Raw genomic sequence first — 15,464 nt, forward strand, 5'->3', positions numbered from 1 at the left:
AGAAACTTGCCTAAACGTCCTACTCCGTAATCAGATTGAAAGCTCCATCGATAAGGAATTGGCTATCTTCTGGGAAGTCTTTGCTATTTAAGATTTCTATATATCCATTATGCATATGTCCAATGCTTACTTCGTGCTTTTCAAACGTGTATCCCGCTTCAGAAGAACTCTTTAACACCAGTACATAATTGGTCCCTTCTACCTCCACAATAGCATCTTGGGGCAAGGACGTTTTTGATTCCGAAGTAGTGTAAATATCGGCTTGAACATACATGCCTGGGTTGAATTTATGGGTATTGTTTTCATCCGATAGGTGGCCGTGGATACCGATAGTGCGGCTTTCAGGATCAACCGTTTTGTTTACCAAATAGACAACCCCTTTGTAAGTTTTGCTATCGATTTCTTGTGTTCTAAATTCTATCTGTTGGCCAATGGCTACTTTCGCAAGGTCTTTTTCAAAGATATTCAGCTCTAGGTGCATATGATTGGTGTTGATGATCGTGATAGCTATGTTCGATGCATTTAAAAATTCCCCTTGGGTAATATTGACCTTGGTTACATAGCCATCTATCGGCGAGGTGATTTTTACCGTGGTAACGATATTCTCTAAAGTGAGGGAACTAGGCTTTATGTTCATGAGCTCTAGCTTCTTTTTCAACGATTCATATTTGACTCGTGTGACGGTGTAGTCCGCTTCGGCTTTGAGGTAGTTTTTCTCCGAAGTGACATTATCCTTTACCAAGTTTTTCTGTCTTTCATAGTCTGATTTAAGGTAAACCAATTGTCCTTGCGCTTCCAGAAAATCTTGCTGAAGTTGTACATAATCAGGGTTCCCTAACAGGAATAAGATTTGCCCTTTTTTTACCTGCTCACCAGGTAGTAGCTGGATGTCTTTTACATATCCCCCAAAGTAAGCACTTACCGATACCCGGTTTTTTGGAGGAACATCAAACATGCCGTTGGCTTTTACCACCTCATGGAAATTTTGCATTTCCAGTTTGCCTAGCTTCATACCAGAGGATTGGAACTGGTTTTTGGTCAGTTCATACCCGCTTTCAGGCAGGGCTATAACTTCCGCCTCTTCAGATGGGTTTTCTGGCGCTTTCTTTGACGAACAAGCTGCCAAGGTGAGCATGGCAAGAAAGATCAAAGACCGTATTGAGATGTTCTGCATTGGGATTGCATGATATGTTTTCATCATTAATTCATTAAATAGTTGGCTTCCAGTACCGTCATGTTGTATTGGAAAAGTGAGGTCAGGTAGTTCGATTCAATGGTTTTTGTGTTTTCCAGCAGTTGGGCATATTGGAGGAAATCTATTTCCCCATTTTGGAAAGCCTTTGTAGCGTGGAACAAGGTTTCTTCCGAGAGCTTTTTGCCTGTCGAATTGTAGTAGTCCAGCTCCTCTTCAAATTGTCGCAAGTCAGACTGAAGGGCTAGATATTTTGAGTGAAGTTGGATTTTGTAATTGGACCTTTCGGAAGCCAAAATGGAAGTAGACAGCTTTGCCGCCTTTATCTTAGATTTTTGACTGCCAAACCACAGCGGGATGGCCACCCCAACTTGGAAACCAGTATATGGCCGAGCCTCCGAGCCATTGTTGTTTCCTTGGAACAGTTCGATGTTTAGATCTGGAAGTAGTTTCTGCTTTTCTACAGAAAGTTCTTGACCCGAAAGCACCAAAGCATCAGAATAGTACCTTAGCCCGGGATGGTCCAAGGTATCAAGCGGTACAAGCCCTATTTGTTGGAGCTGCGTATCGCTAATCTCAAAGGTAGAATCTGATTGTAACCATTGGTTCAGCAGAATGTACGATCGCTGGATGCTTTTTTGAATTTGGTTCAACTGTATCGAAACTTCTTTCTTCTTGGTCTCGGCGGTAAGCTTTTCCAAGTAATTAGATTCTCCCTGCTCGTATTTCCGATTGGCAGAATATTCAAAAACGGTGTAAATACTGTCTAGATAGGAATAGTTTTCCAACATCTGTTTCCAATAGACTATTTCGTAGTAAGCTTTGGAAACCTCCTTGGTCACTAATCGTTCATTTATCGAATATTGATCTTGTGCCAGTTGCATTTTCCCTTTCATCACTTTGCGCTGAGTGCCATAAACGGTAGGGAACTGAAAGGATTGGCTAATACCCCAAACATTTAGCGGTAAGTTGTTGAGCGCAATATTGTTCTCATCTTTACTGTAATAAATCTCGGTCTTATCTATGTTGATCCCACTCCCCAAAAGCTGTTCGCTCTGCTCAATGCGCTGGGCGGAAGCCTTCAAGCCTAGATTGTTCCGCAAGGCGATTTCAATAGCTTCCTCTGCCGTTATTTTGTTATTTTGGCTCTTGCCTAGCATGGGGAAGGAAAGTAGCGCCAAGGTTAAACATACAACGACCACCTGCTTTTTAGGTATCCGAGTTTTTCTATCGAAAAGGGCGTACAATATGGGCAAAACTATGAGAGTAAGAGCCGTTGCTGAAATAAGCCCACCCACTACTACCGTTGCCAAAGGGCGTTGTACTTCTGCACCTGCGGAAGTGGAAATAGCCATGGGCAAAAAGCCCAGCGCAGCTGCCGAAGCGGTAAGCAATACGGGGCGCAAACGGTTGTTGGTACCTATCAGAATGCGGCGGTTTATATTACTGATCCCATGAGCTTTGAGCTCCTTAAATTCTTCTATGAGTACGATTCCATTGAGTACGGCTATACCGAAAAGGGCGATAAACCCGACCCCAGCCGAAATACTAAACGGCATATCTCGGATATAGAGGAGAATGACGCCTCCAACCGCAGCCATAGGGATTGCACTGTAGATAATTAGCGCCTCTTTTACCGAGTCAAAGGCAAAGTAGAGTAAGGTAAAAATGAGCACAAGAGCAATAGGTACGGCGACCGTTAGGCGTTCTCTTGCTGTACGCAGATTTTCAAACTGCCCTCCGTAGTCAATGCTGTATCCTGTGGGCAACTCAATCTGTTGATTGATTATTTCTTGAACATCTTTCACTACCGATTCGAGGTCTCTATTTCGCACATTTACCCCTACAACAATCCTTCTCTTCGTGTTGTCCCTAGAGATTTTTGCAGGGCCTTTGGTGTAGCTAATGGTAGCAAATTCGCTGAGCGGCAGTTGGCTTCCGTTGGGAAGTTGGATAGTAGCCGTTTCAATATCTTGAATGTCTTTGTGGTGCTCTTTATCGAACCGAACGACCAAATCAAATTGCTTTTCCCCCTCGAACACCATTCCGGCAGGCATTCCTGCAAAGCCCATCATGATGATATTGTTCAGCTCTTCCACGTTCAGGCCGTATTTGGCAATCTTTTGCCGATCGTACTTTACGGACATTTGCGGAAGTCCGGCAACTTTTTCTACGATGATATCGGCAGCGCCTTCTATGTTCCGAATGGCTTTTTCCACCTCATTGGCTTTTTGAAAAAGCACATCCAAATCTTCTCCAAAAATCTTGATTGCCAAGTCGGCACGGACACCTGTTATCAGCTCGTTGAACCGCATTTCTATGGGCTGGGTGAATTCATAATCTACTCCCGGTATTTCCGATAAAGCTTCTTTGAACTTATCTGCCAATTCATCTTTGCTTTCTGCCGAAACCCATTCTTCTTTTGGTCTCAACTTAATGATGATATCACTTTCTTCCATGGACATGGGGTCGGTGGGTACTTCAGCTGCTCCAATCCTGCTCACCACTTGGTCTATTTCGGGAAACTGCATTAAAATACGTTCCATTCTAGTTGTAGCCTCTACCGTTTTGCTGAGTGAAGTCCCTGTTTTTAGTACGGGTTGGATTACAAAATCTCCTTCGTCGAGCGTTGGCACAAACTCCCCGCCCATGCGTGTGAACAGAAACCCAACGGTAGCCAAAAGTAGGAACGCCATACTTAGCACAAGCTTTTTTTGGCGAAGTGCCCAAGAAATAGTCGGTTTGTAGGTGTTTTCCAAAAAAGAGATCAGACGGGAAGAAATGGTTTTTTTGTTGGCATCTGTAGGCTGGATAAACAAAGATGCCATTACGGGTACGTAGGTAAAGCAAAGGATCATGGCACCTATAAGCGCAAAGCAGAATACGAGGGCCATAGGGCGGAACATTTTTCCTTCTACACCTACTAAGGAGAGGATGGGAATAAAAACAATGATGATGATGAGCTGTCCGAACACGGCAGAGTGCATCATTTTACTAGCTCCGCTATGGGTGATGTTGTCAATGAAATTTTGCCTTTCAGCTTTCGGTATGCCGAGAAGCTTTGAGCGTTCGGCAGTAATTTTAAAGGCGATGAATTCTACAATGATAACGGCTCCATCTATGATGATCCCGAAGTCGATTGCCCCAAGGCTCATGAGGTTGGCATCCACGTCGAAGATGTACATGAGCGAGAGAGCAAATAGGAGGCACATTGGAATAACGGAAGCCACTACAAGCCCAGAGCGGATATTACCCAGTAGTAATACCACTACAAAAATAACAATAAGGCAGCCTAGGATTAGATTTTCTGCAATAGTGAAAGTGGTTTTTCCGATGAGCTCGCTTCTTTCCAAAAAGGCGTTTATACTGATGCCCGGTGGCAAAGAAGGGGATATTTCCTCTACTCGCTCTTTCACAGCATCTATCACCGCTTTCGAGTTAGCTCCTTTCAGCATCATCACCTGTCCCAGCACTTTTTCACCTTCGGCATTTCCGGTAATAGCGCCAAAGCGAGTGGCATGCCCGAAACCAACTGTAGCGACATCTTTGATAAAGATAGGGATACCATTTCTGGTTTCTATCACAATATTCTCAATGTCTTCTAGCGAGCCAACCAACCCCTCTCCTCTGATGAAATAGGCTTGGTTTGTTTTTTCGATATATCCTCCGCCAGCAACGCTGTTGTTTTTTTCTAAAGCTGAAAATGTTTGGGAAACGGACAAGTTGAGGCTTCGCAGTTTATCGGGGTTGAGAGCTACTTCGTATTGTTTCAGAAAGCCTCCCCAAGTATTTACCTCTACTACGCCCGGAATACCTGAAAGCTGCCTTTTTACTATCCAATCTTGAATGGTACGCACATCTGCGAGGGTGTAGTCCTTGCGATGAGCCGAATCAACATCTATTACGTACTGATAAATTTCTCCCAGCCCTGTAGTGATAGGACCCATAAATGGTTTTCCAAACCCGGCAGGGATTTTTTCTTCAGCAGCTTTGATTTTTTCGGCTATCAATTGCCTAGGAAGGTACGTCCCAATTTTTTCATTGAATACAATGGTCACCACGGAAAGTCCAAACTTGGAAACTGAGCGAATTTCCTTTACCTCGGGAAGGTTGGCCATTTCCAGCTCAACAGGGTAGGTCAAGAACTTTTCTACATCTTCCGTTGCTAAGTTGCGGGAAGTAGTAATGATTTGCACTTGGTTGTTGGTGACATCAGGTACGGCACCAATGGGGATTTCGGAAAGGGAAAATAGACCAAAGCCTATGATGCCAGCCGAAAATAAGAGAATGATCAGTTTGTGCTGGATGCTGTATTGAAGGATTCGCTCTAACATTGCTGCGGTAGTATTTAATGTACAGAAGCAAATGTATATAGAGGTATCCTAGAGCTTTCTCAGGCTTTTCTTAAGATTTCCTTAAAATCGGATAGTTACGGTGGTGCCTTTGCCCAAATCGCTGCTGATGTCGAGCGTGGCATCTATGGCTTCCGCACATTTTTTTACAATCGGCAGCCCTAACCCATTACCAGTAATGTGCTTATGGTTTAAGGAATCGGATCGGAAAAAACTTGTGTAAATGTGTGCCAAATCCTCTTCTTTTATCCCTATTCCTTCGTCTTGGATGGAGCAGATGGTTTGTTTGTCAACTACATCGATGCGTATTTTTATCGTGGCATTATTCGAAGAATATTTTACAGCATTGCTGAGGATATTGTCCACGATGAGGTTAGAATAGTAATTTGGGACGAGTGCCTCCTCTTCTTGCTGCCCTTCCATATTTATTTTCAGGTTTTTCTTCATTATTGATTTCTTGAACCGCGAGATGGACTCGTCTATGAGGGCTGGTAGGGAAATCAACGAGTCAGGATGGAGGTTGGCATTGGGATCTAGGCGAGCCAGCAAAAGTAATTGCTCAATAATAGTAGCCATTCGCTCTATTTCCGAAAGGCTGTAGTGGATTTTTTCTTCGTATTGCTCTTGCGTTCTAGGCTTTCTTACCAGCACTTCTAGCGTCCCCCTCAGGGTAGATAAGGGAGTTCTTAGCTCGTGAGAGGCATCGGAGGTAAATTGTTTTTCCCGTTCAAGAGCTCCTTCAATTCTTTCTAGCAACGCATTGAAATTGGAAGAAAGGTGGTGTATTTCATCTTTGTGTTGAGGTAAATCTACCCGCTCTTTCAGGTTGTTTTTGGTAATTCGGGTGATGGTATTGGTGATTTGTTTCACGGGTGTAATGCTTCTTCCTGCCAAAAAACGGGAGGTGAAATATAGGCCAACCAACACGATGAGGTAGGAAAACGTAAGTACCTTTCGGAGGTTGTGTAATATAGAGCGAGACGATTCTGAAGACATGGCAGCAAGAATATATCCTTTTACTTCGCCTTTGCGCTCTATGGGCAATTGGGCTTGCCTGATATTTCTGTTACTGAGTTTTGCATCAAAATGTCCTTCAAACTTTGTTTTCTCGAAAGGTAAATAATCCTCTTTTAGGTTGGGGGATTTGTCCATCAATTTACCCTTTTTATTGAGCAATTGGATGAAGACAGGATTGACCTGAATTTCTCTGTGTTCTCGCTCTTCCCATTCTCTCTTGTTGAGAAACTCAAGGCTGTCCCCACTAATTTTTATTTCCTTAGTATGTTTTTCAGCTTCGTACGAAAGATCATTGTCCAGATTGTTCCAAACAGTGGTTTGCACCACAAAATAAATAATTCCAAAAACGATGGCCATGATCACCGCTGTAGCGACCATGTAATAAAAAGCTATTCTATCTTTAAAACTAAGGTTCATATTTCTTTGGCTATATACCCGACTCCTCGAACGGTTTGAATGTAGTTTTCTTCCTCGTTTAGCAAAAGTTTTTTGCGAAGGGCATTGATATACACATCTATCACGCCTGTGTTGTATTCAAAGTGAATGTCCCAAACACTTTCGATGATGCGCGTTCTTCGGCAGACTTTTCCTTTGTTGCGCATTAGGTATTCGAGGAGGGCAAATTCTTTCTGCGTAAGGCTAATTTCCTGCCCGTCTTTGTGGACTTGGTAGGTCTCGGTGTTGAGCGTGATATTCCCTAAGTTGAAAACCGCATGCTCACCAGATTTGGGGCGGAGCTGGACTTTTATCCGTTCTAGCAATTCTTCAAAATGAAAAGGTTTTTTGATATAATCGTTGGCACCTGCTTGCAAGCCAAAAACGGTTTCGTCCACCGTGTCTTTTGCGGTAAGAAATATGATGGGAGTCTCTTGGAATTCTTTTCTAAACTGCCTGCAAATTTCTATTCCGCTCAGCCCTGGAAGCATCCAGTCGAGCAATAGTAGATCATATTCACCCGACAAAGCTAATGCTAGCCCCTTTTTTCCTTCATAAGCGACATCTATGGCAAAAGACTCTTCCTCAAGTCCTTGTTTTAGAAATGCGGCTATGCCTTCTTCATCTTCTACAATCAGTATTCTCATAGTACAAAGATTGTTAGTTCTGGTTAAGCAACATATAATGGATTCTTAAGATTTGCTTAAAAAAACATCAATTTCATTCCTTGTCAAAAAAATAAATCTTTTGACAAAAAGATTTCAATGTGTTAACAACCTAAGGTCTGACTAACAATTTGGTGAAACATCTTGATGCCCGTAATGGTAATTTCATCAGGATAATCGTAATCTGGATTGTGCAGCGCAGGCATGTTTTTGCCAGCACCTAAGCCGAACATGGCTCCTTTGCATTTTTGGGTAAAAAGCCCAAAATCCTCGCCCCATTTAAATGGATGCTTGATTTGGTTGAGTGAAAACTGATTTTCCAAGGCTGCCTTTTTGATTTCTGCGATTGCCTCTGCATTATTTTGGTTGGCGTGAAAAACTTGAAGCCATTCTATGCCTGCTTTCAGGTGGTATTTTTCACTAACCTTATCGATAAAGGAAAGTAGCCTTGTTATATTTTCCTCCATCAGTTCATTTGACCAACTTCTTATGGTGAGGTGTACTTCTCCATACCCCGCAGAAATTCCGTAAGCCAATTCTCCCATGTTCAGGTAGATAGGAGTGACCAAGAAAAAATCTTCTCGCTCGGGAAAGTTATTGGTTTGCTCTTCTGAATAGGTCAATATTTTGGCAATTGCCAATGCTGGATTAAACCCTTTTTCGGGCTCTGCCGCATGGGCAGTTTTGCCGTTCAGTTTAATGATAATGCTTTTTACATTGGCTGTAAATGCTTTTTCCTTTATAACTATCTGATGCTTTTCAAACCCCGGTAAGTTATGTAAGGCAAATACAAAATCGGGCTCAAATTGCTGGAATCCAGAGTCGTTGAGTACGCCCTGAGCGCCCATTCCATTTTCTTCGGCAGGTTGGAAAAGTAGCAGCAGTTTCCCTGTCTTTATCGGAAACTTAGTCGCTATTTCCGCCACGCCAACCATGATGGAAGTGTGGCCATCGTGCCCGCATTTGTGGGAAATGGCTGGGAAGGTAGATTTGTGCGTAAAATCATTCACTTCTTGGATGGGGAGCGCATCCGTATCTGCCCTGAGCAAAATGGTTTTTCCTTCCACTTTACTATCAAAAATAGCTAAAACACCTGTTTTTGCTACTCTGGTAACCGTTGCACTGGTGTTTTCACGTAAGTGATTCTCAATCCTTTTGGCAGTTGCGAATTCCTGTTCCGCAACCTCCGGATAAGCGTGCAGCTCTTTTCGAATAGCGTGCAACCTCGGAATTAGTTGATCAATAAAACTAGTTGTCATTGGCGAATTGTAAGATGTTTGTTTTTATAGTAACAAATTGGATAATGGAAAAGCTCATTGCGGAAATGGCAATCCCAAAGAAGTTGGCGTCAAGCCCGTAAGGCAGCTCGGTTTCGAAGAGGATGAGTGCCAGCGTAGTGCCTCCGCCTAAAACCATAGCCGTCATTGCTGCCATAGAATTGGGCTTTTTTAAGAACAACATGCCCAAAACAGGAACTAACAAACCTGAAACCATGAATGCATACGAGTACAACATCAGTTCCAATACATTTTGCATAGAAGTGGCGATGAGGATGGCAATAGCTCCTATCAGTAAAGTAATACCTTGGGAGGTGATGATGGTCAAGCTCTTTTTTCCTTTTCTAAAGTAGCCTAAAATATCGGTAGTGAAGTTGCCGGAAGCTGCCATCAAGCAACTATCTGCGGTAGACATAATTGCCGAAAAATAGGCGGACATCATTAAGCCCATCAAACCAACGGGCAAGATCTTTCTGAGCAAAATAGGTAAGCCAAGTTCGGCATCCAAGCCGCTATTGGGCGCATAGCCAATTTCTGTGAACATGCCTTGCTCGTAAGCGACTTTGGCAAAAAGCCCCAAGGCAATTCCCATAAATGCCATGATGGGCCATTCGAACAAGCCTGCTATTCGCCATGCTTTTATTGCCGTTTTTTCATCTTTGCAGGCATAAATCCGTTGGTAAAGCGTCATGCCCACAAACCAGATGGGGACGATGGTGATCAGCCAGTTGAAAAATTGGACAAAGGAAATGTTTGTAAGGGTCAAAAAATCGATCGGAAGTGTGTTTCTTATTGCTTTCCAACCTCCAATGTAGGTATAACCTATTGGAATGCCGATCAAGATCAAGCCAAGCATGAGGATGATCCACTGAATAGTATCGGTGTATATCACGGCTTTGATTCCCCCGATTACGGTGTATATCACGGCGATGACTCCCATAATGAGCACTGCATTATTGATGGAAATAGAGGGAAAAGTGGCAGAAGCCAACTTAGCTCCGGCTAGAATTTGTGAACTCGTGAACCCGACATAACCTATCAAGGAGATGATGCCTGCAACTAGGGCTACTTTGGTGTTGTAGCGGAAAGCTAAGGATTCGGGGAAGGTGAGGAACTTGTGCTTTTTGGCAATGGGGTAAATCTTGGGAATAAGCAAAACTGTACTGGTCCATGCGCCAATCAGCCCTGTAAAAAGCATCCAACTACCTGAAAGCCCAAGCATAAAACCTAAGCCGCCCAGACCAATTGAAAAGCCTCCTCCCACATCCGTGGCGACAACGGACAAGCCAATATGCCCCGCAGACATATTTCTTCCTCCTACATAGTAGTCGTCTTCAGAAGTGTTTTTCTTCATGAAATAGAAGCCGACACCCAACATAAAAGCCAAGTAGGTGATAAAAATGCTTAAATCGATAATGTGAATTTCCATAGCTGATTTTCAAATTTCCAGAATTGAGGGTAAGCAGAAGAGGATTCAAGCCGATGAATAGCCCGATTCTTCTGTTCGAGATTTTCTCTTGGTGGTGAAAGGGTGTTATGTTATGATTGAGTTAGCGGTAAGGTATCCCGCTTGGGTGGTAGGTGAAATCCTGTTTTCCCAAAACTATCATAATATGGCAGAAATGATAATTTGAAAGACCTTAATGTGTTTTTGCAGCAGATTTAGAGAAAGTAAATAATAATGAAGATTTCGTAAATTGATAAAGTGTAAATGATGTTCTTTACTAGGGAAGCAAAGAACATATTCATTTCTGTGTCGCTAAGCTCACCGTACCGGTTGAGGTAGTTTCTGAGTTGGCCTTTCATTTAATGAGTTGGTTGTTTTTGGCAAAGAACTATTTCCATGACAAGTTTTATCTGCTTAGAATGATTCAAACACGACGCGGTCTTCTGGAAAGATCCTGTCGTCGGTGATTCTAATGTTGAAATTTCTGAAACACAACCTTGCAGAGGTTGCACAATTGCAGTAAGGAGGGGAGAACACAACGCCAATAGGTGTTGCACAAAAAACATATCAACTAAGTAGAGCTGAGTTTCTACATTAACACATGTGTAACTTGCTAAAGGATAGATTTCCAATGCCTTTGGTGCGATAGCTTGGTGGGGTAATACGAAAAAACCAGCTTTTCTACGGTTTTTATTCACTTTTCCTTAATCCAATCTTGTTCTTTCTTCATACTTTCTTTACAGTTCTTTAAAGGTTTGGCTTTCGGGTCGGGGGCAAAAATCTCCTCTATACAGGTGAATCTAGTAATTGAATTCGCATGACTGAGAACGAGTACTGGGCACTGATCACCCGCCGACTGGCTGGCGATATTAGCTCTGAAGAGAATGATTTATTGGACAGTTGGATAGAGGCTTCGGAAAGTAACCAAGCGCTGTATGAAGAGGCTTGCCAAGCTTGGAAAAGAGATTATTTCAACCAAAAAGATTTTGATGTGGCTGATGGTAAAAAGCTTTTGCAACAAAAGCTGAAGGTATATCCTATCCATCAGGTAGAAAAGAAATCAACAGCTCCTTTTTACCTAAAAATAGCTGCTTCTGTGGCGCTATTGCTAGGAGTTGGGCTTGCGGTTTATTTCAACCAATCTGCTTCCGAAGAGAAGCCTGCCATTGTATATATAGAAAAAATTATTCCGGCAGGGGCGAAGCAAACGCTAAAGTTGGGCGATGGGACGGTGGTAAAGATCAACTCGGAATCGGTGCTGAAAGTGCCGAAGCACTTTGCGGCTGATGAGCGAGTGGTTTACCTCGAAGGTGAAGCTTTTTTCGATGTTGCCCGCGATACGGCTCGTCCGTTTAGGATCATTTCTGGTGAGGTTACCACCTCGGTGTTGGGCACTAGTTTCAATATTGCTGCTTATCCTGAGCTAAGCAAGCTAAAGGTGTCTGTAGCTTCGGGGAAGGTGCAGGTAAATGAAACGGTTCAACCTGATAACAAGGTAGTATTAATTTCTGATCAGGAAGCGAGTTTCGATTTGGAGCAGCAGGAATTTGCTGTTGCCGCTTTTGATGTAGCTCAGGCTTTTGCTTGGAAAGACAGCACGCTGCTGTTCAACGATACTCCGCTGGAAGCTGTAGCCAAAAAGCTGGAAAGGTGGTACGGAGTGAACATTTTGTTTAAAAATGAAGATATAAAACAATGTTTGCTAAGTGGGGAGTTCAAAAATGAATCGCTGGACAACGTGCTCGAAAGTTTGCGCTACACCAGCGATATCAATTACAAAATAGAAGATAAAAACATTACGCTATCTGGTAAAGGATGTGATTGATCCTTGTTACAATTCAACCTGATTATTCATACAAACCAAAATTGCAGATTATATCTAAACAAATTAAGTTATGAAAACACTGTTACGATTGCCTATTCTGATATTTTTCATTGCCGTTTCAGCTTTTGGTGCTAGCGCAGAAGGCTCCGGCGACAAAGTGAAAAGCATCAGCGATATCATCATCAGCATACGCGTTCATGACGAGCCTATCGAAGTCGCTTTCGAGAAAATTGACAAAAAGACAGGGTTCAGATTTATGTACAACAGCAAAAAAGTGCCTTTGAGCACTAAAATCACTCTCAATGAAAATGAGAAAAGTGTGAGAGAAGTGTTGACAAAAATTGCTATAGAAACAGGTTTGAGTTTCAAGCAGATAAACCGAAATATTTTGGTAAAACCTTCTGGAAGTGCCATTTCCAAAAAAGAGCTCAAAAAAGCGTATAATTTAGCGTTTGGTGTATTGAAAGGAAGGATTTATGACGAAAACGGATTAGGCTTGCCAGGTGCAAATGTATTGGTTACCGACCTTAGCGGCATAGGCGCCGTGACGGATGCCAATGGTTATTTTACCATATTGAAAGTGCCAGAAGGCGAACATCACCTTAAAGTTTCTTACATCGGTTATAGCACGTTGGAGCAAGATGTTGCAGTAACTGGTGGGGCTACCAGCGATGTGAAGGTAAGGCTTGAGCCAGGGGTTACCATAGGACAAGAAGTATTGGTATTGGGCGATAGGCTCAAAGGGCAGGCAAAAGCCATCAACCAACAAAAGAACAATTCGAACATAACCAACATAGTAGCATCTGATCAAATAGGTCGCTTTCCCGATGCCAATGTGGGCGATGCCCTAAAAAGGGTGCCAGGTATCACTATCCAAAATGACCAAGGCGAGGCAAGGGACATCATTGTAAGGGGCATGGCTCCACAGCTCAACTCAGTGACTATCAATGGTGAGCGTGTGCCATCTGCCGAAGGTGATAACCGCCGTGTGCAGTTGGACCTTATCCCAGCGGATATGATCCAGACTATTGAGGTGAATAAGTCTTTAACACCAGATATGGACGCTGATGCTATTGGCGGTTCGGTAAACTTGGTGACTCGTTATGCTCCTGATGGGCTGCGTGTCTCTGGTACGCTCGCTTCGGGTGTGAACATGCTTTCAAACAAACCGATCTGGACTGGTGGTTTGGTGGTAGGAAACCGAGTGGCAAACGATAAATTGGGTTACATTGTAAGTGCTTCTTACAACAACCACAACTTCGGTTCGGATAATGTAGAGGCTGTTTGGATAGATACGGACGATGGAGCGATATTGGACGAGTATGATTTGAGGACTTATTATGTGCAAAGGGTGAGAAGGAGTATTTCTGCATCGGTAGATTATGAGCTTGCTCCAAACCACAAAATACTGTTGAGTGGTATGTACAACTGGAGAGATGACTGGGAAAGTCGTTACCGCTTGAGAATTGATGATTTGGGAGATGCGTATGAAGACGGTGATATTACCCAGATTAGTGATGGCATTTTTGAAGGTGAAGCTCGAATCGGAAGGCAGACAAAAGGAGGGATTGATAATGGAAGGATAAAGCAAAAAAGGTTAGAAGATCAAAGAAATTACAACTTCTCACTGAGAGGCGATCACCTTTTCGGAAGCAACTTGAAAATGGACTGGTCAGTGACTCATGCCAAAGCAAGTGAAGATAGACCAAACGAAAGGTATATTTTGTATAGGTCAGAAGGAATGCCTATCACTATGGATGTGAGAGATCCTAGAAAACCTCAAGTGATAGCATCAGGGGAAAACGATTGGCAGGATATTGAATTTAACGAACTTACTGAAGAGCAGGGGTATACGTATGAAAAAGATTGGAATGCCCGTTTAGATTTTAAGCTTCCAATTGCAACAAACGGCATATTTAAGTTTGGTGGTAGGTATCGTGGTAAGTCTAAGGTGAGAGACAATAATTTCTTTGAGTATGAACCAATTGATGAAGATGCTTTTGGCTCAACTTTAGGAGATGTGCCAACAGAAGACCAAACCAAATCAGATTTCTTGGCAGGAGAAAAGTATGAAGCAGGCAGGTTTGTTACAAAAGAATTTCTTTCTCAATTAGACTTGACTAATGGTGGTATTTTTGAAAGCTCTGATGCAAAAGGTGAATATGTTCCAGGTAATTACGTAGCAGATGAGAATATTTTGGCTGCTTATTTAATGGCCGATTACCAGTTCACCGAGAAGTTTTATGCTTTAGCAGGTATGAGGGTGGAAAATACAAGCATCGACTACAAAGGATTTTCTTTCAATGATGATACAGAAGAAGTAGGCGACCTTACTGGTGATAAAACGTACACCAACATCTTACCTTACTTACACCTTAAATACAACTTTACCGACAACCAAGTATTGCGGTTTGCAGTGACCCAAACCTTGGCTCGTCCAGATTATTTCAACCTAGTGCCTTTTGAAGCATGGGTGCCAGACGATTCGGAATTGGAAGCTGGTAATCCCGACTTGAAACCTTCACTTGCTACCAACCTCGACCTTATGGCAGAGAGTTATTTCAAATCTGTAGGCTTGTTCTCAGTAGGCGGTTTTTACAAGAAAATAGATGACTTTATTTATGAAAGAGTAGAAGAAAACTATACGCATCCAGTGTATGGAAGCGACATAGAGTTGACTACTTTCCTCAATGGAGATGCTGTAGATGTGTATGGATTTGAAACCGCGTTCCAGCGCCAGTTGGACTTTTTGCCAGGTTTCTGGAAAGGGTTTGGCGTGTATGCTAACTACACCTTTACCGAGTCGGAAACCAATGGTATCCAAGGAAGAGAAGACGAAACTTTGCCACTGCCAGGTACTGCAAAGCATATGTTCAATGGCTCACTTTCTTATGAAACTAAGAAATTGGTATTGAGAGTTTCTGTGAACTACGCTTCTGATTACCTAGACGAACTTGGTGGCGAACCATTTGAAGACAGGTTCTACGACAAGCAGACATTTGTAGATTTTAACGGCTCTTATGCCCTCAACCCAAAATGGAGGATTTTTGCCGAAGTAAATAACATTACCAACCAGCCATTGAGGTATTATCAAGGTGTGAGCTCTCAGACCATGCAGGAGGAATTCTATAACATGAGAGTGAGCCTTGGGGTCAAGTTTGACTTGTTCAATAATTAAGATTGATTGATAAGAAATTGCTTATACATTAAACTTTTAAAAGTTTAACAACACCGAAACATCTGGGCTTCTGGTC

General features: G+C 42.7%; 8 protein-coding genes. 2 read left to right on the forward strand and 6 right to left on the reverse strand.

The window, feature by feature from the left end:
- Positions 1-19: 19 nt before the first annotated feature.
- The 6 genes from R9C00_08195 to R9C00_08220 all read right to left on the reverse strand — a co-directional run bounded on the left by R9C00_08195 (position 20) and on the right by R9C00_08220 (position 10,361).
- On the reverse strand, positions 20-1,201 hold the full coding sequence (locus R9C00_08195) for an efflux RND transporter periplasmic adaptor subunit (protein ID WPO37428.1): 1,182 nt from the start codon (positions 1,199-1,201) through the stop codon (positions 20-22).
- Positions 1,201-5,526: a CusA/CzcA family heavy metal efflux RND transporter gene (locus R9C00_08200; protein WPO37429.1), complete on the reverse strand. Its 4,326-nt coding sequence runs from the start codon at positions 5,524-5,526 to the stop codon at positions 1,201-1,203. The genes R9C00_08195 and R9C00_08200 overlap by 1 nt, the downstream gene beginning before the upstream one ends.
- 81 nt (positions 5,527-5,607) lie before the next feature.
- Positions 5,608-6,978, reverse strand: a complete 1,371-nt coding sequence (locus R9C00_08205; GenBank protein ID WPO37430.1) for an ATP-binding protein — start codon at positions 6,976-6,978, stop codon at positions 5,608-5,610.
- Positions 6,975-7,643 (reverse strand): response regulator transcription factor, encoded by a 669-nt coding sequence (locus tag R9C00_08210; protein WPO37431.1) that lies wholly within the window; start codon positions 7,641-7,643, stop codon positions 6,975-6,977. The genes R9C00_08205 and R9C00_08210 overlap by 4 nt, the downstream gene beginning before the upstream one ends.
- A 122-nt stretch (positions 7,644-7,765) precedes the next feature.
- Positions 7,766-8,920, reverse strand: coding sequence for an amidohydrolase (locus R9C00_08215; protein ID WPO37432.1), 1,155 nt, complete (start codon positions 8,918-8,920; stop codon positions 7,766-7,768).
- The gene (locus R9C00_08220) at positions 8,910-10,361 is read right to left on the reverse strand and encodes a sodium:solute symporter family protein (GenBank protein ID WPO38766.1); all 1,452 of its coding nucleotides are present in this window, start codon (positions 10,359-10,361) and stop codon (positions 8,910-8,912) included. Before R9C00_08220 ends, R9C00_08215 begins: the two co-directional genes overlap by 11 nt.
- A gap of 841 nt (positions 10,362-11,202) precedes the next feature.
- Between R9C00_08220 and R9C00_08225 the strand changes: the two genes are divergently transcribed.
- Both R9C00_08225 and R9C00_08230 read left to right on the forward strand, forming a co-directional pair.
- Complete coding sequence (locus tag R9C00_08225) at positions 11,203-12,210, forward strand: DUF4974 domain-containing protein (protein WPO37433.1); 1,008 nt, start codon at positions 11,203-11,205, stop codon at positions 12,208-12,210.
- Between the two features lie 70 nt (positions 12,211-12,280).
- Complete coding sequence (locus tag R9C00_08230; protein WPO37434.1) at positions 12,281-15,388, forward strand: TonB-dependent receptor; 3,108 nt, start codon at positions 12,281-12,283, stop codon at positions 15,386-15,388.
- Positions 15,389-15,464: the final 76 nt, after the last annotated feature.

The sequence above is a fragment of the Flammeovirgaceae bacterium SG7u.111 genome (assembly GCA_034044135.1).
GTDB lineage: Bacteria > Bacteroidota > Bacteroidia > Cytophagales > Flammeovirgaceae.